The sequence below is a fragment of the Bacillus sp. 2175 genome, from assembly GCF_057812155.1.
This window is the reverse complement of the sequence record NZ_CM173819.1, coordinates 443,239-467,923: the sequence shown is the minus strand read 5'-3', so window position 1 is coordinate 467,923 and position 24,685 is coordinate 443,239. Positions and strand designations below refer to the sequence as shown.

Here is a 24,685-nt window from a genome sequence, read left to right as displayed (position 1 = left end):
CCTTGGCACCTGTTTTTTTATTACCCTAATGTATAAACTAAAAACCTCTCATTCCCATTCTTCTCATAAGCACCTGGCAATCTAACTTCTTTCTTCAGCTCAAACGCAGTCTGATTTTCTAAGAAGAAAATATAGTCCTCAGAAGGATAATATAAAATAATATCCACTTCTCTCCCCGTATTTTCTACTGAAAGCAAAATGTTATTTACTACATTCATAAACACTTGCACAGAAAACGGATTAAAGAAATAAAACCTATTATCATGTGGATCAATCTTATATTCCTGCGCTAAACAACATTGGAATTGAATTTTCCCCTTACTGTTTCGTGCCTTTCGGGCATAACGATCTCGATTATCCATCGCTTCTTTATAAAATTCTTCATTCATTTCAATTCCAACTGCTGAAGCCCCACATTTATGATGCATATAAAAGTTTAATCGCCCTTTTCCGCACCCAAAGTCTACAATTCGGTCGCTACTTCGTATTTCATATTGATTCAATAACTCATCTAACCCGCTATACGGCGTCGGTTCGTAGCGGTGATAATGCATAGACTTGTTAAACCCTTTTTGCTCACCGACTGTTTTTATATGTAAAACTGCATCGTAATATTGTTCGTTCATTCGTTTTCTCCTATTAAAAAATGGTACTTATTATTATACACCATGTACTGGAGGCTCATTTTTCATCAAATTAATAGGTACGTGAAATTATATTAACGATTTTCTTAATATATCTATCGTAACTTCAAATATATCAACGATTTTCTCAATATATCTATCATAACTTCAAATATATCAACGATTTTCTCAATATATCGATTTACCGACAATTCACGACAAAAAAACAGGAGCTCTTTAGCCCCTGTCTTCTAACACTTTCAATACAGTTTGTTTCAATATTTCTACCCCATCCATAATACAACTATGATCAAACCTCATATACGGATGGTGTAATCCAGGTTGTAGGTCTGCTCCTAGTCCAAGCATGACAGCTTTTAAATGTGGTCTTTTCACTGTATAGTAATGGAAATCATCGCTTCCTGTCGTATAGAGAGGCCCTGTGCATCTCTCTTCCCCATACACTTCGAGAATACCTTTACGCATAAAGCGCTCTGCTTCTTCGGAAACCTCTGCTCCTGGTGCAAGATCCATCCATTCGTATGAAGTTTTCGACCCCATCGATGCAGCTGATTCTATTACATGCTCAATCTTTTTCTTTAATTCTTCTAATAGTATATTACTCTCAGCTCTTACATCTAAACTGAAATGACCATTTCCTGGAATGATATTTAAATTATCACCACCTGCTTGGCATCTCGTCATTTTTACTGAATAGGAACTTTGCGGTGGCAGCCAAATATTTTTCAAACCGATATTAATCATGGAAATGACATCAATTGCATTCACACCTTGGTGTGGTCTTGCCCCGTGTGCATCCTCCCCATGAATCATACCCTCTAAAAATCCTGCTGCTCCATGGCGAATAGATGGGGCTGCTTGTTTCAAAGATAGTTCTTCAATTGGTCTTAGATGGATGCCAAATAAGAAATCAGCATCATCTACAGCACCTTTCTCCACCATCTTCAAAGCACCATTCCCCTTCTCTTCTGCCGGCTGAAAAATAAATCTAACCATACCACTTTTCCATCTCATATTTTTCAATTGTAAAATAAGTCCCATTACAATGGTCATATGAGCATCATGGCCACATGAATGGTTCGCTTTAAATTCTCCATTTACTTCTTGCCAAAGTGCATCCATATCAGCACGAATCGCAATAACTGGATTCCCGCCTCCAATCTCAGCAATTACACCTGGACAATCATCAAATGTTCTATATGAAATTCCTTCTTCTTTTAAAAAGTCAGTAATATACGCTGTCGTTTCATATTCTTTCCAACTTACTTCAGGGTTTTCGTGTAAATGCTGAAAAATCTCCGTTAAGCGCTCTTGTAGTTCTAATGTTTTCAACGTTCCAGTCTCCTTCCCACATTACAAACGATTCGGGTTAATTATACTTATGAAAAACAGATGTTTTTATGAACATATTGAATTTTAAGAAAAAAGTCAATTGTTTATTTTTAAATACTTAAAAACCTTACTCTGCACTTATATTACAAACTAAACAAACAACTAGAACATTCCTTATTTTCTGTTTTTTATGTTGACGCTTACATAAACTTTTAGTTATCATAACCTAATAAACGTCTATTTTACGACAATTCTAAAAATACAAACAAACATACGTAACAAGGAGGAACTTTATGAAAAAAGAAATACCTTTTGGAATAGCGATTATCCCTATTATCATTACCGTTGCAGTTATGATGGTTACAATTGTTGTATTAAAACAAACCCCTCACGTTCCACTTATTATCGGTACAACCGTTGCTTCTATTGTCGCTTGGCGTTATGGTTACAAATGGAATGATCTTGAAGAAGCAATGTATAAAGGGATTCGTCTTGCATTACCTGCTATCGTCATTATTATTCTTGTTGGCTTAACAATTGGTGCTTGGATTGGCGGTGGAATCGTCGCAACGATGATTTATTACGGTTTAAAACTTTTAACTCCATCACTATTTTTAGTTTCCATTACCGTCATTTGTTCTATCGTTGCATTAGCAATTGGTAGCTCTTGGTCTACAATGGGGACAATTGGTGTTGCTGGAATGGGAATTGGCCTAAGTATGGGAATCCCAGCTCCAATGGTTGCTGGTGCCATTATTTCAGGCTCTTATTTTGGCGATAAAATGTCACCGCTTTCAGATACAACTAACCTAGCCGCAGGATTAACAAATACAGATTTATTCGCACACATTCGTCATATGTTATTTACTACAGTTCCAGGTTTAATTATTACTCTTATCGTCTACGCGGTCTTAGGAAGAAGCTTCGGCGCTAACAATATTGATGCGAAGAGCATCGATCAAACGTTACAAGTATTGCAACAAAACTTTGTTATCTCACCTTTCCTACTCATTATACCCGTAGTCGTTATGGTATTGGTCGCTAAAAGGTCCCTGCTATACCAGCGATTCTCGTCGGTATTATTTTAGGATTTTTATCACAAGTCTTTATTCAAGGTGGTTCTGTCTCAGCATCTGTCGGTGCACTCCAAGCTGGATTTGTTATAGACACTGGAAACAAGCTAGTAGACGAACTATTTAACCGCGGTGGCTTAGATTCGATGATGAATACAGTCTCGATGACAATTGTCGCTATGACTTTCGGAGGAGTATTAGAACATACAGGTATTCTTCGCTCAATTGTAAATCAGATTTTAAAGTTAGCGAAATCAGCAAAAGGGCTTATCGCTTCTACTATCGCATCTTGTTTTGCAACAAACCTTACTTGCTCTGAACAATATATTTCAATTGTTGTCCCTTCAAGAATGTACGCAAATGCATACACAGAAAAAGGACTACATTCAAAAAACTTATCCAGAGCATTAGAAGATGGCGGAACATTAACTTCTGTCTTCGTTCCTTGGAATACGTGCGGTGTATTTATTCTCGCTACACTTGGCGTAGGTGCATTTGAATATGCCCCTTATGCTATTTTGAATTTCATCGTACCTATTATCTCAATCATTTATGGTATAACAGGCTTCACAATTGTAAAACTATCAGACATTGAAAAAGCAGAACTGCTAAAGAAACAAAAAGCTCAACTAGAAGCTTAAAAATAGCGGTAAATTCAGTTCATATAGTGCGCGAGGTCGCCCTTGTTGATAGGGCATTTCCTCGCCGCAAATATGAGCATACCCGTAATCAACTAATTTCTTTAACAACCTTTCTGTCGATCTTCGAGTCACTTGTAAGTACTCAGAAAGGTCAGCTGCTGTAAACTTCAATGACGGATGCGATTGACTAAATTGAATGATTTTTGACAAGTTGGCCGGACTAAGCTTCGTTTCCTTCGCTATTTTCATTAGTTCCGGATTATCATTTTTCAAACTTTGTACTCTCTGTTCTTTCGGGAACGGACCAAACAAATCTTTATCACTTGTTAGTATATAAAAACAACGATCTATTGGATTATTCTTTGCAAAACTTTGAGCAATTTTTGCATTTTGCTCCGCCTCTTTCACGGTTTTTCCATAACCAAATCCAATAGCTATCGTTCCTTCTACGCTCGCAAACAAGTTATTTATCGCATTTGTTTTAATAATCGATTCGATATCACCACGAGTTGTATACAAAATACATGTCATTTCATCCACTTGTTTAAATGAACCACGTAGTTCTTTTGAAATGACATCTAGTTTTTCAAGCAAACTCGTTCGTAATTCTAGGGAAGAAATAATACAAGCACCAACAGTAGCTGAATAGCTTTTTGCTAACTCAGCTTTTATTTTTGCATCTTTTAGACCATGTATAATGGATTGTGTTGGATCAATCATGCGCTCTGAAGGAACACCTATTTTTTGAAGCTCGTCGTAAACAGCGTGAATACTAGTTAAAGCTAAATGAGCTTCTCCAGATTGATATTTAGCTACATGAAAATCGATAACTCTATTTATTTCATCTTTACTCCACAGCATATTTTCATAATCCAACACTTGCGGGCTTTCTTTTATACCAATATCATGGAACACATTTGTAATAAACGAGCGGTCTACTAAATCGATGGAAATGTTATGTGGTTGAATACTTTGATGATACATGATAGAAAGAATTGAAGATGCGACAGTTGTCTCGTCTTGCTGTAAGTATGTACTTGGAATTCGTAATTGTTCTCTTATTTCTTTTGCCATATAATAAGGTAAAGCACCTGAGAAAAAGATGACATCACAAGGCTTTAGACACTTTAATAATTCAGAAGATTCCGCCGGATGAAGGTAAATATATGGATCAATTTCTATTCCTTCTAATTTTTGAGCAATAGGAAAAAGGTTCTCCATAAACTCCTTTGAACCGACAACTGCAATTTTTATCATCATTTTCTCTAACTCCTTATCATTAATTAACGACTATTTAACGTCAACTATATCAAATGTACAAAACTATTGTAAACAGGAAGGGGTTTCTATTCAATGAAAATTACAGCTATTCATCTTTACGCAATTCGTTTACCGCTTCGCAATCCGTTTGTTATTAGTTATGGCTCTTATTCTGATATGCCCTCTATTATCGTCAAAATGGAAACAGATGAAGGTATTATCGGTTACGGTGAAGGCGTTGCTGATGATCACGTCACAGGTGAATCATGGGAAAGTACTTTCCATACTTTAAAACATACGCTAACCCCTGCTCTAATCGGGAAAAATCCAATGAATATCGAAAAAATACACGACATGATGGACAATACAATTTACGGTGTTCCAACAGCGAAAGCTGCAATTGATATTGCTTGTTTTGATATAATGGGCAAAAAACTAAATCAACCTGTATATCAATTAATTGGCGGGCGCTATCATGAAGAATTCCCTGTCACTCACGTTTTAAGTATTGCCGATCCTGAAGATATGGCTGAAGAAGCTGCTTCTATGATTCAAAAAGGTTACCAATCTTTCAAAATGAAAGTTGGTACGAATGTAAAAGAAGATGTGAAACGTATTGAAGCTGTACGAGAACGTGTAGGAAATGACATCGCTATTCGCGTTGATGTAAACCAAGGCTGGAAAAATAGCGCAAACACATTAACAGCACTGCGGTCATTAGGACATTTAAACATTGACTGGATTGAACAACCTGTTATCGCGGACGATATTGATGCCATGGCTCATATTCGTTCTAAGACAGACCTCCCGCTTATGATTGATGAAGGACTAAAAAGTTCTCGTGAAATGCGCCAAATTATTAAATTAGAAGCTGCTGATAAAGTGAATATAAAACTAATGAAATGCGGTGGCATACATCCAGCTGTAAAGCTCGCTCATCAAGCTGAAATGGCCGGCATTGAATGCCAAGTGGGATCAATGGTCGAATCATCTGTTGCCTCTTCCGCAGGATTCCATGTCGCTTTCTCAAAGAAAATCATTACGAGCGTAGAGCTAACAGGACCATTAAAATTCACGAAAGACATTGGAAACTTACATTACGATGTACCATTCATTCGCTTAAACGAAAAGCCCGGACTCGGCATTGAAATAAACGAAGATACACTACAAGAACTAACCGTCTTTCAAGACGTTGTACGCTAAAGGAGGACTATCATATGACGGTTCTATACGAAGGAACATTAAAACAAAATAACGAATCATTTCACGTTACATTACTATCACTAGAGCACATCGAACAAATTTTATCACTACAAAACATCGTAGTTGAAGCACTAGAAGATAAAAGTCGTTTACAACCACTCTCACTAGAAGAATTTCAATACATTCTAGAAGGAAACGGCATGATGATCGGTGCTTTTATCGAAAACAAACTCATCGCATTTCGCGCTCTACTCGTCCCTCCTATCGACGATGAACATTTAGGGCTTGATATTGGTCTATCAGAAAGTGAACTGCACCGCGTCATCTATCAAGAAATCTCAAACGTTCATCCGAACTGTCGAGGAAATGGGATGCAAAAAATATTAGCAAACGTCATCATGGACGAATTACAAAAAGAAGATAGCAAATATGATTATGTATGCTGCACCGTTGCTCCTTTTAACATCCCGAGTTTGAAGGATAAATTTGCGCAAGGGATGGAGATTGCTGCGCTGAAGGAGAAGTATGGTGGTAGTCTGCGATATGTTTTTGTGAAGAAATTGCGCGGAGATAAAGAAAGCGATTGGACGGATGTTCAAAGTATTCTAATGAGTGATGCTAGTGGACAGCAGGCTTTGCTTTCGGAGGGGTATCGTGGGTATGAGATGGCGAAAGTGGATGGGGATTTTGTTGTGATGTTTGGACGCTAACCTATATACTCGAAAAGAGGAGATGTCTGCTGTGACCTCTCCTTTTACTTTCTCTTCATTGAACATATCGATTGCAACTCCGAATATATCAGCGATTTTCAAAATATATCGGCGCAACTTCAAATATATCAGCGATTTTCGAAATATATCGACTTACCGACAAAGATTGACAATAATTGCAACCTATACAAAGCGCAACATTAAACCGTCATCTTCCAACTAGATAAAGCTAACCAGTTCTCCATTTCCTTATAATCGGGCATGATTTTCCCGACAAGACGCCAAAACGATCGATCATGATTTAAATGAACCATATGACACATTTCATGAACAACTACATAGTCAATTACTCGCTGTGGTGCCATTGCTAGCTTCCAATTGAATGTTAGTTGTAAATTCGAATCGCAAGTACCCCAAGTACGACTACTATCTGTAATACGAATAGAACGTGGTTTTGTTTTGAAATTACTTTGATGCGCTTTAATACTCTTCTCTACTAAAGATTTACACTGCTTATAGTAAAATCGTTTTAAAGCTTGTTGTATTTTCTCATCCTTAAGCTCTTTCACATAAATATGTAACTTATCCCCTTTAAATACTGCGTTGTCTTGCTCAATGCTTGCATCTTGGGAAATCTGTATCGGATACGTATTCCCTAAATACAAAAAGCCTTCTCCTTGATCATAATCCTTTTCCTGTGGTCCATGCGCTCGCTCCTGCATTTCTTTACGTGTTGTCTGAATCCACCCCCACTTCTCTTCTAGCAACTGGACTAAGTATTCAACAGGTGTCCCTTTCGGAGCCTGTATTTCTACATTTCCATACGAATCTACAAAAAGACGCACGGACTTTTTCTTCTTATAAGTTATATGAAAATTAATTGTCTCACCTAAATATGTATGTACCATTTCATCACCTAGCATAGTATTTTTACAAATAAAAAAGAGTAGGATACGAACGTCCTACTCTACCTATTATATCATTTACTGCTTTAACGAACTCATTATCCTCTATACTTTACACCTAATCCCTTAATGAAATTCCTTGCGTATCTATCGCCGCACTCTTTGTAATTTTTATGACCTTTTTTTCTTAATAGAGCGCCTAACTCTCCTTTTGTTACCGTAACGCCTACGCTATCTAATATATCAAGTACATCCTCACTCGTTAAAGATAGTGCGATTTTCATTTTCTTTAGAAGAAGGTTATTGGCACTCTCCTTGCTCTGTACAGGTGCAGGCTGCCCTGGTTTCGGATCTTGCTTTCCTCTTTTTAAAGTAATAAATCCATTTAAAAATGCCTCTAACATCATCATATCGCATGTTTTTACGTACTCATCTTCAGCTACCTCATCATTTTCAGCTTCATGCTGAGGAGCTCTCTTTATTTTTGTAAGCATATCAACTACGTCTTCTTTCGTTACTTCCATCCCGCCAAGTTTAAAGATTTCTACCATATCTATATCTTTTATATCTAAAGCGTATCGTACTCTTTTTAATATATCGTTGTTGCTCATTGCCATTGGGTTTCCTCCTGAAATGTTGATTATTTATTCAGCGGTTAAAGTTTATGCTATAACCTGCTTTAAATTATCATGTTTAATCTAACCTTTTAGTTATTGTCCGCTAAATTAATACTTTAACATTTTAAAGATATGTTTTATAGTCTTACCCGAACTTTTCTCTATCATTGTATCTACAGAGCTCTTACATGTTTTTTATATGCCTATAAAAAGATTTCTCTCTTAACATTAACTAAAAGAAAAAAACAGTGCTTTGATTTCTCAAATACACTGTTCTTTTCCAGCTCTGCACTTATTTTCAACTCACTCATGTCATGCACTACATATGAAATGATTTAACTGCTTAAAAGTTAAACCATCTCACTATCCTGAGCCACACCAACACTATCCTCAAACTTATCCAACAAAGCACGCACCTCATCGGTCGATTTCGTACTCATCAATTGATTTCTCAATTCCGCAGCTCCTGGGAAGCCCTTCACATAAATTTTGAAGAAGCGGTGAAGTCCTGTGATTGAGCGTGGCAGTACTTCTGCATATTGATCTTGAAGATCAAGTTGTAGTCTTAAAAGATCTAGATGTTCTTTACTGCTATGTTCTCTTGGCTCTTTTTCAAACGCAAATGGATTTTTGAAGATGCCTCGTCCGATCATTACGCCATCAATGCCGTATTTTTCAGCAAGTTCCAGTCCCATTTTACGATCAAGGATGTCTCCATTGATTGTTATTAACGTATTGGGTGCAATGCGGTCACGTAATTTTTTGATTTCCGGAATTAGTTCCCAGTGCGCATCTACTTGGCTCATTTCTTCTCTTGTGCGTAAATGAATAGAAAGGTTTGCAATATCTTGTTTGAAAATGTGCGTTAACCAATCTTCCCACTCGCTTAACTCTTTAAAGCCAAGTCGTGTTTTTACGCTGACAGGCAGTCCACCCGCTTTTGCTGCTTGGATAAGTTCTGCTGCAACGTCTGGACGTAGAATAAGGCCACTCCCTTTTCCTCTTGATGCAACGTTCGGTACTGGGCAACCCATGTTAATATCGATACCTTTAAACCCTAGTTCTGCCATACCGATACTCATTTGACGGAAGTATTCAGGATTGTCTCCCCAAATATGTGCTACCATCGGTTGTTCGTCTTCTGTAAAAATTAAACGGCCACGTACACTTTTCATACCTTCTGGATGGCAATAACTATCCGAGTTTGTAAACTCTGTGAAGAATACGTCCGGACGACCTGCTTCACTTACTACGTGACGGAAAACAACGTCTGTCACATCTTCCATTGGTGCAAGTACGAAAAATGGTCGTGGTAATTCACGCCAAAAATTATCTATCATTTCAAATTCAAATCCTCTCACTATGAATACAATTTCAAAATCTAAATTTATAATTTGTGAAAATCAGCAATATTTATTTTAACTAAAATCGCTTATGAATGGTATTTTTGTAAACCAAAAAGCAGGTGGTATAGATTTTTTCTATATCAACTGCTTTCCTATTATACTAACTTAAGCCAAGCCACACACTCCACATGAGTCGTATAAAGTATATCATATCTTTTGGTATATCCTATATTACTGTAGTGCATTCTTTTGCAAAAAAATAAATTAAAATGTCCTCTTGTTATTTCAAATGAATTTAATTTATTTTAAGTGTGTGGTCATCTTTGTGGTCAGTGGTCAAAAAAGAGCCGAGTTTTATACTTTGCTCTTTTTTTTAAAATTTTATCTCTCACCCTCTTTAAAAAGAACGTTTGTTCGTGTAAAATAATGACATATCATACGAAATTGAGGGATCATCATGGAAAATCAAAGTTGGGGTACACCGAAGATTAAAGGAAGAGGGATGGTTTTAACAATAGTATAATATATGAGTAGAGATAACGTATACAACGATAGGTAGTTCTCTTTTTTTGTCTCTTTGTAGAAGCTATAATAATAGTATAAAAGAGATAGTATTTATAGTATAGATAGATTGAACAGTTGGAGGTGGAAAAATGTTTAAAGTACAAAGTATTATTACATCGTTTGGGGAAGAACGTTGGATGGTTTTACATAACAAGGGTGAACCAGTTATCCCAATCATGAAATTTATAAAACATAAGGATTCTTTAGGAAAAGCACCTAATACACTTAAAACATACTGTTATCATTTGAAAATATTCTGGTGTTTTCTAAACGAAAAGAATAAAGATTACAGAGAAGTGGATATAAGTTTATTAACAGAATTTATTCATTGGTTAAGAAAATCAACAGATGATATAAATACTATCTATTTAAATGACACAAAGAAGTTAGTGTACGCTAAAAGAACTGAATCTTCCGTTAACTTAATCACTAATTGTGTTATCGAATTTTTGGACTACCAATGGCGTAGTGGTCAAATCTTATTTAATGTAAAATCCAAAGTTACAAAAGAAGTCCATAATACAAGGCGGAAGTATCGTAAATTTTTAGATCATATAACACATACCCCAACAACCAAAATTAATATTTTAAAACTTAAGGAACCTAAAAGAAAAATAAAAACCATTACTACTAAGCAGGCGGAATTGATTCATATAGCATGTGATAACATAAGAGATGAGTTAATAATTCGTATTTTATATGAAGGAGGATTAAGAGCTTCTGAGTTATTAAGTTTATGGATAGAGGACTTCAATATCAATGATGGTAGTATCACTGTTAGAGAATCTAAAACACAAGCTGGAGAAAAAAGAAAAGTATATGTATCAAATGAAACAATGAATTTATTCCAAGATTATATTATCGATTACCATACTAATGATGTAGATTCTAACCATGTGTTTATTAATTTAAAAGGGAAAAATAAAGGGCAGCCAATGCAATATTGGGCTTTGCAAGCTGTTATACGTATATTGTCTAAAAAAACGAAAATAAACTTTACCGCTCATACACTTAGACATACATGTGCAACACAACTTTATGATCTAGGCATGGACGCTGGTATCATTCAAAAATTATTAGGACATGCCCAGGTACAAACTACTTTAAATATGTATATTCATCCTTCAGAAGAAACTATAAGAAAGCACTGGGATGAAGCCCAGCAGCATAGGAGAATGAGAAAATGAATATCGTAGCTATTAATTCTAATAAAATACAACGTAAAGTTATGAACGACCTTAAAGGGTATTGGGCTTTAGATGAATGGAAAATCGAAGAGTTTCCCCTGCCAGATAGAAGAGGAAAAATTAAAGAAACAAAAAAAATTGTTGATTTCAATAAAATTAGTAATGAATATATTAAACTGGAGATAAAGTACTATTCTTTTTATTCTTTAACCAATGAAATTTGGCTTTTATCCAGCTTTATGGAGAAGCATTTTTATAAAATGTACTTTCTTTCAAAATTTTTAGCCGAGAAATTCCCTCAAGTCACATCAATAATTGATATTCCTTACACTACATTATTAGATGAATACAAATTATATCTAACTGAAAATAATAAGCCGTTAAAATACCCCCATCATCGTGGAGGAGAATTTATTTCACCTTATCTTGGAGTATGTAAAAGTTTATATGATTTTTTCTCTAATTATTATGACGAACGACCTGAACATCAAAAAGATAAATGGAATATAAAAAGACTAGGGATTCCATATAATATGTCTCGAAGAGACAGATTTCTTAATTTCACCAGTATAAAATTTCCCTTTCGGGAATTAGTTAAAAAATATGTAAATCAAACATTACTTATACACCAACAAATTACCTTTGCGACCGCCCAAAATATTTTAAAGAAAATGTATTTGTTTTTTGATTTCATTGTAGAAACGTATCCAAAGTGGATAGATTTACAGAATCTACAAAGACAGGACATTGAAGATTTTTTATTTTATGTTAGAAATCGTGAAATGGGAGGAAAGAGTTATACGAAAAATCGTGTTCCTAGTAATCGTCATGTAATAGAGTGCCTTTCAAATGTCAGAAGAATAATTGAATATATGCAAGGTTTTGAATGGAAAGAAGCACCTAAAACCCCTGTTAACAGATTAATATTTCCCGAAGACTTTCCTCGAAGAGAAAAGAAAAACTATCACGAACATGTTAAACATGTGCCAGATTTTATATGGGAGCAAGTGTTGGAAAATCTACATAATTTAGATTCGGAAATTGCACGATTAATAGTCATTATGGAAGCAACAGGATTTAGAGTCTCAGATGTATGTCAGTTACAATTAAATTGTCTAGCATATAAGCAAGATGGTTGGTGGTTGGTAGGAGATCAACGAAAAGTAAATGTAAAAGAACATATTGTTCCTATTTCAGAAGAAATTGTGAAAATCGTTAAAATACAACAAGAATATATTAACAATCATGAAAAGAAGCATAACAACTTAAATCAATTTTTGTTCCCTGTTCTTACTGGAAAAAATAGAGGGATGGCCTTTTCACAAAAATCGGTTACCTATGCATTAAATCAACTAGCCGAAAAATATAAAATCCTTGATAAAAATGGAGAAATATTTCTATTTAAGAACCATGCTTTTCGACATAGATATGGGGTCAATCTAATTAATAATGGTATGAATATTCTTCATGTACAAAAGTTAATGGCACATACTAGTCCTGAAATGACATTAACTTATGCAAAAATTTCAGATAACACTCTTCGTAGGGAATGGGAAAAAGTTCAAAACTCAGTGCGTATTGACACAACTGGAGAATTAATACAAGCCAGTCTCCCTGAGCAGGCAGAAGAAAACGGTTTGGAACTAGAATGGATTCGCCATAACATGGACTCTATTCGTTTGGATCATGGATTATGCATAAAGAGTCCTAAGGTTAGCTGTGAATTCTTAGATTATTCGTTAGAAACCCCTTGTATTAAAAATAATTGTAGGAGTTTTCATGTAGATACAACATTTTTAGATTACTATAATGCGCAGATATTAAAGATGGAAGAAGATATTATAAAGTATCAAACTAGCGGTCGTATTCGTTCTATTGAATTGATTCAACCAAAACTTAATAAGTATAAGGAAATTAGGGATTCATTGAAAAATGAAATTGGAATTTTCGGTATGCCGAAACATAAACGAGAATATATAGGAGAGGAAAGAAAAATTGATGGTTAACAAACATCCGAATACAACGGGGTTATTGAATCATGCCTCTAAAAAAAAGAGGGAAACACAATATAGAGTGAATGAAGTAATACAGTTAATGGTTAAAGAAGGACAAAAAATTAATTTTAATTCAGTTTCAGAAAAAGCACAGGTTTCAAAAGCATATTTATATAGAGAACCCTTAATCAGAAAAACGATTGAAGACTTACGTCAACAGCAAGAAGGCATACATGATTTTAAGAATATAAAAAGAAGGACATCGGATGCCTCCAAGGATGTAATCATAGAAACTTTAAAGAATAAGCTCAATCTTTTAAAATATAAGAACAAGCTATTAGAAAGTGAAAATGAGCACTTAAAAACACAACTGAAAAAAGATTTAGGAAAGGTTTATGAAAATTTATAAATATGTGATATCGTCCTATCAGTTGTAAAATAACACCCTTAATAAAGCAGGATTTGAACATTTTTATTTTAAGAAATAGAATTTAAATCATAATGATACATATTAAAATCTTTTGAAAATACCTCTTGAACCAACTGAATTGTTTCTGCGTCATAAAAACTATCATAAGTAGGTAATCGTGGAAAAACAGGGGTTGTAATATCAGCGTCTGCATAAACTCCTTTGTAAATCATCTTACTCCCTTGATAATGCCAAGATTTTGATAATAGATCTAATGGTGATTTTTTTAATTTATATACCTCTTCTAGCTTCGAAATACCTGTGTTAAAATTTTCTAGATGGATATAGTTTGTAACAAATTCTTCTTCTCCTTGTATATATTGTTGTGTAAAGTGAGGATCTACTTGATCTAATTTTGTCATGTGTGCTTTTAAGTAATACAAAAATAGTTTAAAGGAAATGGGTTTATTGCAAGTTTCATCACCATACAGAAATTGCCGAATGGGTTTCCATACGGGATTTTCAATATTTGGTGGTGGAACCAGAGCAACAAAAGAACTTACTGCCCTTCTATAAGGATTTCTTACTAGTTTGTACGTCTTCTTCTCTTTAGTTTGTAATCCATTAGCTAATTGTGCTAAATAATGTGTAGAGTTCTTATATACTTCATACTCATAGTTGTGAATGAACGGATTGTACTTTATCGCTTCTTTAAATAAATTAATTTGATAAAAAAACCAGTGGGCTAGCGAAGTACATCCGCTTTTTTGGCTCCAAAACAAGATGAGGGGAAAATCTTTATGAAAATGAGGGACACGCCCTTGCTTGTATATAAAATTATATAGTTCTATATGATCCATTTTGAACCTCCATTCTTATATAGCAAAACATGAAATATTTTTAATAAGCGATAACTAACTTTAGTCCACTAACACCAATAATGATAGCTAAAAATATTTGAAGAGGTTTAACGGGAATCTTAGTGGAGAATTTACTACCAAGTATGACACCTGGGATAGAACCAATGAGTAAGTGAATTAATAAAAGATAATCTACGTTTCCTAAATTCATATTTAGTATGCTTGCAACCGTCACTAATAAAAACGCATGTGTAATATCTGTGCCTACTAATTCGGATGGTTTCAGTCGATATAAATATATCATTGCAATAGCAAATAAAGAGCCTGATCCAACGGAAGTAAGTCCCACGATAAAACCGAGTATTGCACCGATAAGAATTGTTAGGTTCTTTTTTTGGACCATAGTCTGTTTTTGAAAAAAACTTTGTGTAGATTCATTATAGAAAAATGTTTTTATAAAAATAGAAATTGCCGCAAGGATTAAAACATATCCTAATATATATTTTATAATTCCCTCTCGATTATCATGAAAAATTGGCAAGAAATGAATTATTATTACTGCGATAATTGCACTAGGTAAACTCCCAATAGCTAGATATTTTACTAGTTTAAAATTGATGGTTTTCTGTTTCCAGTGTTGGGATATTCCAAACATTTTAGTGATAGAATTATATACTAGATCCGTTCCAACAGCTACAGAAGGACTTATGCCTAATGTTAGAAGAAATGGAGTCAGTAATGCGGCCCCGCCTATCCCTGTTACTCCAACCAATCCCCCTATGATGAAACCCATCATTATAATAGAAATGCTCATTATAATTCCCCTTCCATACCGCTGGCTTTTCATAGTGGTTATAGTTTTTAAAGAGACTCTATACATAGTCGGGTGATAGGTATATTAGTTAAAAATTAATTTCATTCTTCTTATATCCATATGCTTCAAAATCGTCAGTAAATATTTCTGAAACAAGGTTTAGAGCTTCTTCATCATAAAAACTTCGATAGGTTGGTAATGAAGGGAAGTGTGGATTTGTAATATCATCATCTGCATAATTTCCTTTATGAATCATTTGATGTGCCCTATGGTGATTGGAGTTTGTAAGGAGTGATATATCAGAAGAAAGTAATCCATATTCTTTCTCCAGCTGCGGAATTATTGTATTAAAATTCTCTAGTTTTATATTTTGTTTGATGACCTTTTCTTCTCCCTCAATATATTGTTGTGAAAAATGTTGATCTAACAGAATGGATTTAGCCCCTATTTCTTTTACATAATATAAAAATTGTTTAAATGAAATTCCTTTCGATTCATTTTTATCATTATAAAAATACTCTCTAATCTGTTCCCATTGTTTCGAGGCGTAAGGGTTGTCATAAAGTATTAAAAATGAGCTTACAGCTCTTTTATAAGGGTTGCGCACAAGTTTTATGGTATCCTTACTTAGTTCCAAGAGTTGCATTTCTAAATTTGTGTAGTAATCAACTTTATTTTTGTATATTTCAGATTCATAGTAATGAATGAACGGTGCATATTTCATTGCTTCCTCATATAACCCAATTTGGAAGAAAAACCAATTCGCCAGAGAAGTACAACCACTTCTGTGACTCCAAAATAAAATTATGGGGAAATCTTTATGAAAATGTGGAATACGTTCGCCATATTCAATTAATCCTTTAATATTGTTCTTCATCAGCCAAACCCCTTCGTTATTCTGATATTTATTGAACACTTAAATACAATGGTAACTACTCATACCATTGTATTTAAACACCACTGTAAAGGTACTTAAGTTGGCATATAAAATCCCAGTGTATTAAAAACAGCTTACATAGGTGTCTTAATTTTCCAGGTTTATCAAAATGTAATAATTGCTTAACAAACTTTAAAATATAGAAATCTATTATAAAGAGAATTATGTATGAAGATATGTATACAACGATAGAGGCATTAATATCGCTACAATAATCGAAAAAAAGTCTTGATAAAATGGTGAAGTGGCAACCATTTGCCAGTATGCCGGAACAGTTTGCAGGAATTAGAGAAATACTTAATGACTTAAATAAAGTACCGAAACCAATAGTTTCTGAAGATATGAAAGAGCAAATTCAACATAGTCTTATTCGATCCATGCAAACTCATGAAGAAATATCAATTTCTTACTATCGCGATGGCATGATACAGGACATGTACATAAATGTGCTACACATCGAACCAATGTTAAAAATCGTATATTGTACGGATGCATTTGGTCTCAACACAGAATTTAAGTTTGATGAATTAGTGAATATAAATTAAATAAGAGCCGCCCGACAGGACGGCTCTTATTTCTGTTCGTAAAACTATTCTTTTGTATAAAAATACTTAAGGCCTTTTGCATCTAACCACGCAGTTACTTTATCTAATTCATTTCCTTGACGATAATCCGTTTCAAAATATACAAGCCCTTGACGATCTCCACGAGACACAATTTTAGAAGTGTATCCAAGCGTATCCATCATTTGAATCATTTCTGGAATTAAATTTACACCAAATTCATAAGTAATCACCTTATTATGTTTGTTCACGATAATCTCCACTCCTTCTTGTTTATACGATTTATTTGTAAACCAATCTAACGATTTGCTTCCAATTAATTCATTTAAATCACACTTTCCAATACCAGGTACATTACCTGTTTCAGTGTATTGCCATATATCGCATGGATAATCCGGTTTCTTCCCTCCATAACGTGGAATCCACACAAAGTCAGCTTTCACATTCGCCATACCAAATGGAAAATACATATGATGGCCAACATATAAACCAACTTTTTGAGCACCTAATCGGCGTAGTTCATCGATAAAAGCTTGTGTTCCTGCTCTCATATCATCCATTGTTTTTACTTCTACATCAGCAACCCAGACCGTTGCGCTCTTGTCTCCGCGGTTCCAAAAGTCTCGAGCTTCTATACGTGCATCATTTTCAGAAACAAAACGACAAAACGCATAGTTACCAAAAGGAATTTTATGCTGCTTCATAGCTTGTACATATCCTTTATATAGAGGATCTACATAATTTGAACCATCTTGTACACGAGCGATGATAAAATCAATGTATTGTTTTGCCACGGGCCAATTAATATCTCCATTCCATTTTGAAATATCTACAGTGTAACCCATTATTTATCCTCTCCTTCGCTGTTTACATCATGATCAGACCAAATTCCCAATGCGATACCAACTGTCAACAAATATGGTGCTAATTCATCCAAAAAGCTTTTAGCTTCTGGTACACCAAATTTCGTAAATAAAAATCCAAGCAAAGAAAAAACCGCAACCCATGTTTTCCAGTTGCGGAATCGTTTTTTTATATTCTCTTTTGTCATAATTAATTTATCTCCTTTTCTAAGGTATCAATACGTTTATGTGCTTGTTTAGAACTTTCCTCTACTCTTGTAATTCTTTCTCCAAATAAAATCATTTGTTTTTCACTTGCCTTTTGATCTATGCGAATATCGTCAACACCTTTACTGATGTATTCTAATTTCGCTTTCAATTCTGCCCCTTGCTGACCATCTGATTTAATTTCTTTTGAGCGGTTCAGCGAATAAGAAAAATACCCAATTAATGCTGATGCGATTGCGATAATTAATCCAATTTCAACTGTCATAATTCCCCTCCTTTTTAGGCAATAAAAAAAGACCAGCTATTGCTGCTCCTGCTCTGTTTCTGTGTTATTTTCATTAGTTGGTGTTGGCGGTTCTTGTGGAGGATATTCACCTGTAAGTTTAAAATAATCATTTGCACAAATGTTCCGTTTAACAACTCCTAAGTTCAATTCATATAATTTGGCTCCACAACCACATAACTCACATTTCGTTAAAACCCTAAAACCAATAGTTCCGTCAGACATGTCCCGCCACACCTCAACTTTACTCGTATCATTGGAAACCCCTGCATTATCTAACATGTCAGCAGGTACTTGTATAAAGACTCCTGTTTCCGTTCGTTTTACGTCTACTATTCTTCCCATATAAGGAAGCGTTTCACCTTCTTGAAAAGGCATCATATAGTTAATATCCATGTTTAATCCTTCCTTTCTATCCAAGTGCGTTAAATTTCCAACCACTTGGAGTACTCGCATAAAAACCCGGTCCAGCATTACCGTCTGTAAAACGAATATGACCCCACTGTTGGAATCCACCGCCACCTAAGTTAATTCCCTGCATTGCTCGTATATTCCTAAAGATTTTAACTTCTTTTTCAGTACTTATATCAAACGTTTGTCCGTCTGGTGCTGGAGATATATTATTATTCACACCACCTACAGCAAGTGCGTTAAACGGCTGAATACCATCTGCTCTTTCTGCTGCAGCACGATCCCAATTATACATAGATGCATATTTGCCACTGTATAGCGTTACACCACTTACACAAATCGCTGTCCCTTGTCTCATGTCAGCATTAGCAGAACAAACTTTAATAATCAATGCATGTTGTTGCGGAATATAGTTTGTTGGCACTTTGAAAGTAAAAGAATACCTTCTGATTTCTCCGTAGAATGTAGACGGCTCAGGAAAGTCCATCTTTTGTTCACTCAATATGTCGTAACTTACGTTGTCTCGGAATTTAACGCAGCATACGTGTATTCTCGGTTTTCCTGTCTTACGCACGCCATTTATCATAGCAGTTCTAAAATGAGCTGATGCTGTATATTCGTTACCAGGATGTATACCGTTATTCACGATTGCTTCTGGATAGTTATACATATCTACCCTTGCGGCATTCACCATTTGCTCGTAATCAAATATATGTGTATTCTTTTCTATTACGACATTTCCCCAGGACTTCCAAGTAAGACCGTATCCACCTTCAAATCCATAATAATCGTTATGTCCAATGTTTTTCTTTGTAACACTAGAAAAGTCGGGATCTGCTATTAGGTTTCGTCTTGATACTGCAGTTGTTTTTGTGCCCCATTCGTCTTGGAATAGGAAGTCTAGCATTTTAACAGTTACACCATCTTTATCAATGGTTATCTTATCACCATCAATTCTAATAAGATTCGTATCAATGCCTTTTGCAGTTAACCATTTCACCATTGTATCAGCATTAATATTCAGTTTCTCAGCATCGATTGTAATCTTACCAGGTGACATATTAATAGAAGTAATAATACCGTCTTTTAAAATTTGTGCTAAGATCCCTTCATCTAATACCTGTAACTTCGATTCTGTTTTCTTTACATAGGCATTATAGGTCTCATTAATAAAACTTTCCTGTTTTTTGGAAATGATAGTAACGCCTTCTTCATTAGTAGCGATACTTCTTTCTAATTCGGTTACTTTTTTATCGTAATCTTTAGTTGCTACCCTATTAGCAATATCTTCTATCATTTTGTCAGCATCCGTTTGATCTTTCGGATGTAACCAAAATTCTGTAGCTATAGTGCCACGTTGTAACATTGGTGCGGCACACCATAAACGCCCATTTCTTGTAACGTAATAACGCCATCTCACAAACGCTGCATTGGCTGGCGCTTTATCTGTACATACAGCACGAATCCATGTATGATTTACAACCTTGATATTCGTTCTAGCTGTTTTAATGCGAGTTTTTTTGTCAGCAGTCCACCATTCAATTTCAATAAATGCACCGCCACTATCAATAGGTGTTTTCCCATCAGTATTGAAATAGCCTGATGCAACAAAGTCTTCGTTAACCTGACACTCAATGAATTGACTTGTAAGTCCCCACCAACGATCTTGAGTCTGGCCAGTAACGGTAATTGCGAATGTACTCATACCTTTGTATTTTAAATTCGTATCAACAGATCCAGTTGCTCCATTACCACTATTCCAAAACCAATATTTCTGTCCTAACTTAAAATCAGCATCACGCAACTCGTTTACAGTACCTAAACCACCTACATAATTCTCAACATCTTTTATTTCTACTTTTCCTTCCAGAGCTTTTGCAGTAGTTTCCCAACCCGCTTTAGCTTCTTGTAATTGCGTACCTTGTTTGGTTTGTATTTCTTGTATACTAGTAACATTTTCTTTAATACCATCTGCTGTTTTCTCTACAGTAGTAACACGCTCGCTAAAATCAACTTGTGTTTTTTCTACCGTTTTGATACTTTCTTTGATTCCATCCACACTTTTCTCAATCTCGGTTGTTTTCTTGTTGAATTCCTCATTCGTTACTTGGTCTTCTGGTGCCGGTGTCCATGCGGTAGGTACTGTGCCAACTTCTAATTTAGGCTTTTCAATTAACACGTCTCCTGTGAAATCACGTCCTAAAGCGTAAACTAAAATCTCTTTAATAGGCTTATCCATTACTACAGCACTCGCTGTAAATCTTTCCTGTTTATACTGTTTACCTAGTGTTAGACGGTTTTCTACACGGCAGCTAGGATAAGCAAATGTATTGTCTGTAAAAGTAATTTTCACTTCGAAACCAACCCATTTATTCGTTGTACCCCATGCAGTAACCTTACCTGTAAATAAAAAACTCATAGCAATATTCTTGCCCTGAATTAAAGTAACCGCATCCTTAGCTACACCAAAATAGGTATGAGGCTTATTTTCTCCAGTCTTCACTGAATGGGATTTAGTAGCTGTTTCTAGTAATAGATTTCGGATACCAATTTCCGTATTATCAACTTTCTTTTCTACACTAGTTAACTTTTCGATGATTTCCCCAGCTTTTTCTTCTATTTCAGTAGTTGTTTTCTTTAGATCATTTGTTGTTTTCTGTACCTCAGAGATTTTCTTTATTGTGCCATCGGAAGTCTCTACTACTGTATTTAATTTCTCAGTGATCTCACCGTTTTTTTTCGTTAACGAGTCAATAGATTTAGTAAAACCTTCGTTGGTTTGTTTCATTTCAGAGACAGTTTTGTCAATTTCACCTTGAGAGTTTTGTACATTTTTAATAGTTAAAGAAACTTCTTGAAGGTTTTCTGTTACTTCCTTGAATTGACCAGCAGTTTCATTTTGCGCTTCTTCCACTTTCTTATTTAATTCTTCTTTTGTAAGTTGAATATCCTTATTAACCTGCTCTAGTGTATCTTTTTTAATTGATTCCACATCAGGAATAAGAAGCTCCCAACCTTTACCGTTCCACACTTTTAGAACACCAGGTTTACCGTTACTAATATCTCGCCATATCGTCTTACCAATTTTAAGATTCGTTGTTGGTGGATTCACAGCCTCGATGATTTCTACTGTATTATTCTTCAAGTTTTCTTGAACTTTCTCTGCTAACTCTTTCGCTGCTTTCGACTCTTTCTGTGCTTCATTTACTTTTTTATCAGTATCTTGTACAAGTTCTTCTAATCTATCTAACAATTCTTTATTTGCTTTATTTCCTAAAGTAGCGCGAATCCTATTGTACATTTTTCTTAACTCTTCGTTCGCATCAGTAATTTCATGATAATCACCAAACACGTATTGATCTTGTGAAGGATCAGTATGTGATTCATCACCAACGATTGCCCTTGCTTCAAGGTATAACTTAGGTGTGAATCCTGTATCTTTGATTCGGATTGTATCGCCCTCATTAATTAGTTCATGTGCTAGTCCGAAAATACGTCCAATCGATTGCGCTTCTACTTCGTATGAAACAGAAGATACACGTTTTGCTAGCTCTGTTTTCATAAGAGTCAGTAAACGTTCTGGTGTGATGTTTTCTTCTGTTTCCGGAGTATAGAAACCAAATTTATGCTTTCCATGTTCATTCCACCGTTGGAACGCATCATTATCAACAATGTAAGGAAGTCCGTTATTGATACTCTCAATTGTGATAAGTTTATCACCTTCATCTCGTACAAAACCGACAAGTGCTGTGCAAATATCTCTTGAGTGCTCAATACGTCTAACACCAACTAAATCTTTTCCTAGCACTACTTCTTTTCCAGTTTCTTGGCCACGTTTCCTTATCATATCTACATACCAGCCAGTGATTTGAGAACCTACTACTTCGACACGATATTGGATTTCTAACTCAAATAAAGTAGCGATTTTCTTTAAAAAAGCGAGCGGATCTATAAATTCATCAATAGTCATTGTATGGAATGAAGAATAATCGGTTTTTCCACGTTTCCACTTTGAATCCGCAAGAGCAATATCTATAAACGTATTAACTGTTTCGCTCTCTATGCGTTGTGGTTTAATGAACCCATCCTTGGCTATTTGAACCCAAGCGCCAGAAGCATGTACAGTAATCGTTCTATCATTAGATTCTTTTTCTACTTCATTATTGATAACATACGGAACAATACGACCATCACGCACTTCCTTTAATACTAAGTTCTGTTGTTGTAATGCAACTGCATGTGAAGTTCCATCAAAAGTTTTAAATTCTAACGTATCAATGTTGTTTTTGATTTCCCAATGGCGTTTATCATCCCAATAGTCTTTTGATTGAATGACTGATATAATCTGATCTGTTTTGAAATCAACAACATGAAGTATCCCACTTGGTGTTCTCATCTAAATCGCTCCCTATATTTCACCTTTGCTGTTCCTATATCGGAAGGTATGATTTCAAGTGTATTAATACCTTTATTGATAACAGGAAAATTACTAAAAATATCTTTTATGTTAATAGCGTTTTTCCCCTCAATACTGACATGACTGCTTTCTGTATCAATCACGACTTTGTCACCAACATCGAATATATAAGGCGGTGTATTTTGATTATTTAAATTCACTTTCCAAAATTTCAAATCAGAAACTGACATCGCTTCTACTGGCGGAACATCTTGCCACTGCATGATACTAATCTGTATTTGAGCTGCTTTTTCCATATGTTTATTGTCTTTATCGGTCCATCTTGCAAAGCGTTCTGAATCATCTTTTTCTGTTCCAGGAAGAAATTTTGAAATATAAGCCTCCCAATCATTACCGGTTCTAGCGATCCACAACCTACCATAATACTGATTCCATGTATTCGGATAATCACCACTCTCATAAATCAAACCTATTTTTCCAGGCTTATTATCATATCCAATTACCATCGTTCCAAAATTTTGTTCAGCTTGCCAATAGAGATCATTCATGGCAATTTTTGAAAGAACTTTGCTGTTTTCATCGAGTATCGCTATCTCAACTCGTCCCATTTCATTGATCTTTTTACTTTTACATGTAACGTGGGCTTGCATAATAAAATCTTGTACTGGCCCACCAGGAATACTCTTTTTAACAGATGCGCCATGCCATCCATTACTCGAACCATAGTCCGAACAATAGAATTGGTAACTATCTGTTTTCATTTCACCAACTGGATTACCATCTTCCATAGAACTAACCTTACTCCACCCTACAGTAGTGGACATATCATCCCATATAAGACGCTGATTTCTTTCTACAGGCAATTGTTCCATTTTTAATGGCACTCCAATACGGAAATAATCTGGTTCTTTTGAATATTTATCTTCAAACCATACATCTAAAAAAGTGTTTGGTTTTTTAATATCAATTTCAATAATCGGATTTGAATGCACAGAGCCTTTGTTTTTAACATTGGCAATTAACCCTCGACCATCATTTTCAAAATCAACCGTTTGCTCATTTCCTAACTTATACGGCATTGGACAAATAAATTTCAAAGTGCCTTGTCCGATATCTACAAATTTATCAATATCAAAATCTTCATCTATAACTGCCATATATGTTCTATCAGGCATTACATCAAAAATCAGTTCTGCTGGATTTTCAGTAATAAGCCACTCCGCTATTTCTTCTTTTAACGTTTCTAAATTCGTCCCATTTGGAACGATAATCCCCACAGGTACAGAAAGAGGACGGGTTTCGGTATCTGTACTTAATAACCTTGCGCCCGGATATCCGGGGGTTTTCAGAAAATTCCTCCTTAAAGGCGCCCATGTTGGAGGATTCCAGCCTCTTTCAATATAGATATAACTTTTTCGTTCTCCATTAAATTCAAAGGAACTCAT

21 protein-coding genes and 1 pseudogene are annotated in these 24,685 nt (G+C 35.1%); 7 read left to right on the top strand and 15 right to left on the bottom strand.

Going from position 1 to position 24,685, the window contains the following annotated elements; all coding sequences use genetic code 11:
- Nucleotides 1-20 precede the first annotated feature (20 nt).
- Both ACXKY9_RS02665 and ACXKY9_RS02660 read right to left on the bottom strand, forming a co-directional pair.
- On the bottom strand, nt 21-626 hold the full coding sequence (locus tag ACXKY9_RS02665; protein WP_001005631.1) for an SAM-dependent methyltransferase: 606 nt from the start codon (nt 624-626) through the stop codon (nt 21-23).
- A gap of 234 nt (nt 627-860) precedes the next feature.
- Nucleotides 861-1,976, bottom strand: a complete 1,116-nt coding sequence (locus ACXKY9_RS02660; protein WP_000853511.1) for a M20 peptidase aminoacylase family protein — start codon at nt 1,974-1,976, stop codon at nt 861-863.
- Nucleotides 1,977-2,269: 293 nt separating this feature from the next.
- Between ACXKY9_RS02660 and nhaC the strand changes: the two are divergent.
- Nucleotides 2,270-3,690: pseudogene (gene nhaC, locus ACXKY9_RS02655) on the top strand (Na+/H+ antiporter NhaC).
- On the opposite strand, the gene ACXKY9_RS02650 reads toward nhaC, so the two are convergent.
- A complete protein-coding gene (locus ACXKY9_RS02650; RefSeq protein WP_000972812.1) occupies nt 3,679-4,950 on the bottom strand; it encodes a hypothetical protein in 1,272 nt (423 codons plus the stop codon). The pseudogene nhaC and the gene ACXKY9_RS02650 overlap by 12 nt on opposite strands.
- Before the next feature lie 93 nt (nt 4,951-5,043).
- On the opposite strand from ACXKY9_RS02650, the gene ACXKY9_RS02645 reads away from it, so the two are divergent.
- Together ACXKY9_RS02645 and ACXKY9_RS02640 are read left to right on the top strand one after the other, a co-directional pair.
- Complete coding sequence (locus tag ACXKY9_RS02645) at nt 5,044-6,153, top strand: mandelate racemase/muconate lactonizing enzyme family protein (RefSeq protein WP_000704490.1); 1,110 nt, start codon at nt 5,044-5,046, stop codon at nt 6,151-6,153.
- Between the two features lie 14 nt (nt 6,154-6,167).
- Nucleotides 6,168-6,863 (top strand): hypothetical protein, encoded by a 696-nt coding sequence (locus ACXKY9_RS02640; RefSeq protein WP_000217543.1) that lies wholly within the window; start codon nt 6,168-6,170, stop codon nt 6,861-6,863.
- A 200-nt stretch (nt 6,864-7,063) separates the two neighbouring features.
- On the opposite strand, the gene ACXKY9_RS02635 is transcribed toward ACXKY9_RS02640, so the two are convergent.
- The 3 genes from ACXKY9_RS02635 to ACXKY9_RS02625 all read right to left on the bottom strand — a co-directional run bounded on the left by ACXKY9_RS02635 (nt 7,064) and on the right by ACXKY9_RS02625 (nt 9,725).
- Entirely contained in the window at nt 7,064-7,771 is a 708-nt protein-coding gene (locus ACXKY9_RS02635) for a M48 family metallopeptidase (protein ID WP_000233735.1), read from the bottom strand.
- A gap of 95 nt (nt 7,772-7,866) precedes the next feature.
- The gene (locus ACXKY9_RS02630; protein ID WP_001251702.1) at nt 7,867-8,385 is read right to left on the bottom strand and encodes a YehS family protein; all 519 of its coding nucleotides are present in this window, start codon (nt 8,383-8,385) and stop codon (nt 7,867-7,869) included.
- Between the two features lie 350 nt (nt 8,386-8,735).
- Nucleotides 8,736-9,725 carry a tRNA dihydrouridine synthase gene (locus ACXKY9_RS02625; protein WP_000566707.1) on the bottom strand — a complete coding sequence of 330 codons (990 nt, stop codon included), beginning with the start codon at nt 9,723-9,725 and terminating at the stop codon, nt 8,736-8,738.
- Between the two features lie 659 nt (nt 9,726-10,384).
- Between ACXKY9_RS02625 and ACXKY9_RS02620 the strand changes: the two genes are divergently transcribed.
- Genes ACXKY9_RS02620 through ACXKY9_RS02610 form a run of 3 tightly spaced genes read left to right on the top strand, consistent with a single transcriptional unit; the run spans nt 10,385 to nt 13,885 of the window.
- Complete coding sequence (locus ACXKY9_RS02620) at nt 10,385-11,482, top strand: phage lytic cycle repressor MrpR family protein (protein ID WP_176887141.1); 1,098 nt, start codon at nt 10,385-10,387, stop codon at nt 11,480-11,482.
- A complete protein-coding gene (locus ACXKY9_RS02615) occupies nt 11,479-13,488 on the top strand; it encodes a tyrosine-type recombinase/integrase (RefSeq protein WP_001028065.1) in 2,010 nt (669 codons plus the stop codon). Before ACXKY9_RS02620 ends, ACXKY9_RS02615 begins: the two co-directional genes overlap by 4 nt.
- Nucleotides 13,481-13,885, top strand: a complete 405-nt coding sequence (locus ACXKY9_RS02610; RefSeq protein ID WP_000247457.1) for a DUF6262 family protein — start codon at nt 13,481-13,483, stop codon at nt 13,883-13,885. The genes ACXKY9_RS02615 and ACXKY9_RS02610 overlap by 8 nt, the downstream gene beginning before the upstream one ends.
- Before the next feature lie 68 nt (nt 13,886-13,953).
- Here the strand turns inward: ACXKY9_RS02610 and ACXKY9_RS02605 are convergent, their stop codons facing one another.
- The 3 genes from ACXKY9_RS02605 to ACXKY9_RS02595 form a co-directional block, all read right to left on the bottom strand.
- Nucleotides 13,954-14,745, bottom strand: coding sequence for a sulfotransferase family 2 domain-containing protein (locus ACXKY9_RS02605; RefSeq protein ID WP_000349585.1), 792 nt, complete (start codon nt 14,743-14,745; stop codon nt 13,954-13,956).
- A 40-nt stretch (nt 14,746-14,785) separates the two neighbouring features.
- The gene (locus tag ACXKY9_RS02600) at nt 14,786-15,559 is read right to left on the bottom strand and encodes a sulfite exporter TauE/SafE family protein (protein WP_000027993.1); all 774 of its coding nucleotides are present in this window, start codon (nt 15,557-15,559) and stop codon (nt 14,786-14,788) included.
- Between the two features lie 88 nt (nt 15,560-15,647).
- The gene (locus tag ACXKY9_RS02595; protein WP_000794364.1) at nt 15,648-16,436 is read right to left on the bottom strand and encodes a sulfotransferase family 2 domain-containing protein; all 789 of its coding nucleotides are present in this window, start codon (nt 16,434-16,436) and stop codon (nt 15,648-15,650) included.
- Nucleotides 16,437-16,732: 296 nt separating this feature from the next.
- Here ACXKY9_RS02595 and ACXKY9_RS02590 point away from each other — a divergent pair, with 296 nt between their 5' ends.
- A complete protein-coding gene (locus tag ACXKY9_RS02590; RefSeq protein WP_002133890.1) occupies nt 16,733-17,041 on the top strand; it encodes a YolD-like family protein in 309 nt (102 codons plus the stop codon).
- A 44-nt stretch (nt 17,042-17,085) separates the two neighbouring features.
- Here the strand turns inward: ACXKY9_RS02590 and ACXKY9_RS02585 are convergent, their stop codons facing one another.
- The 6 genes from ACXKY9_RS02585 to ACXKY9_RS02560 are packed head-to-tail and all read right to left on the bottom strand — an operon-like array spanning nt 17,086 to nt 24,685.
- Nucleotides 17,086-17,904: a GH25 family lysozyme gene (locus tag ACXKY9_RS02585; RefSeq protein ID WP_000542507.1), complete on the bottom strand. Its 819-nt coding sequence runs from the start codon at nt 17,902-17,904 to the stop codon at nt 17,086-17,088.
- Complete coding sequence (locus ACXKY9_RS02580; RefSeq protein WP_000159646.1) at nt 17,904-18,110, bottom strand: hypothetical protein; 207 nt, start codon at nt 18,108-18,110, stop codon at nt 17,904-17,906. The genes ACXKY9_RS02585 and ACXKY9_RS02580 overlap by 1 nt, the downstream gene beginning before the upstream one ends.
- Before the next feature lie 2 nt (nt 18,111-18,112).
- Complete coding sequence (locus ACXKY9_RS02575; RefSeq protein WP_000215408.1) at nt 18,113-18,394, bottom strand: hypothetical protein; 282 nt, start codon at nt 18,392-18,394, stop codon at nt 18,113-18,115.
- 36 nt (nt 18,395-18,430) lie between these two features.
- Entirely contained in the window at nt 18,431-18,808 is a 378-nt protein-coding gene (locus ACXKY9_RS02570) for a hypothetical protein (protein ID WP_000354142.1), read from the bottom strand.
- Between the two features lie 16 nt (nt 18,809-18,824).
- Nucleotides 18,825-23,219: a phage tail spike protein gene (locus tag ACXKY9_RS02565; protein WP_015382161.1), complete on the bottom strand. Its 4,395-nt coding sequence runs from the start codon at nt 23,217-23,219 to the stop codon at nt 18,825-18,827.
- The gene (locus ACXKY9_RS02560) at nt 23,216-24,685 is read right to left on the bottom strand and encodes a distal tail protein Dit (RefSeq protein WP_015382160.1); all 1,470 of its coding nucleotides are present in this window, start codon (nt 24,683-24,685) and stop codon (nt 23,216-23,218) included. Before ACXKY9_RS02560 ends, ACXKY9_RS02565 begins: the two co-directional genes overlap by 4 nt.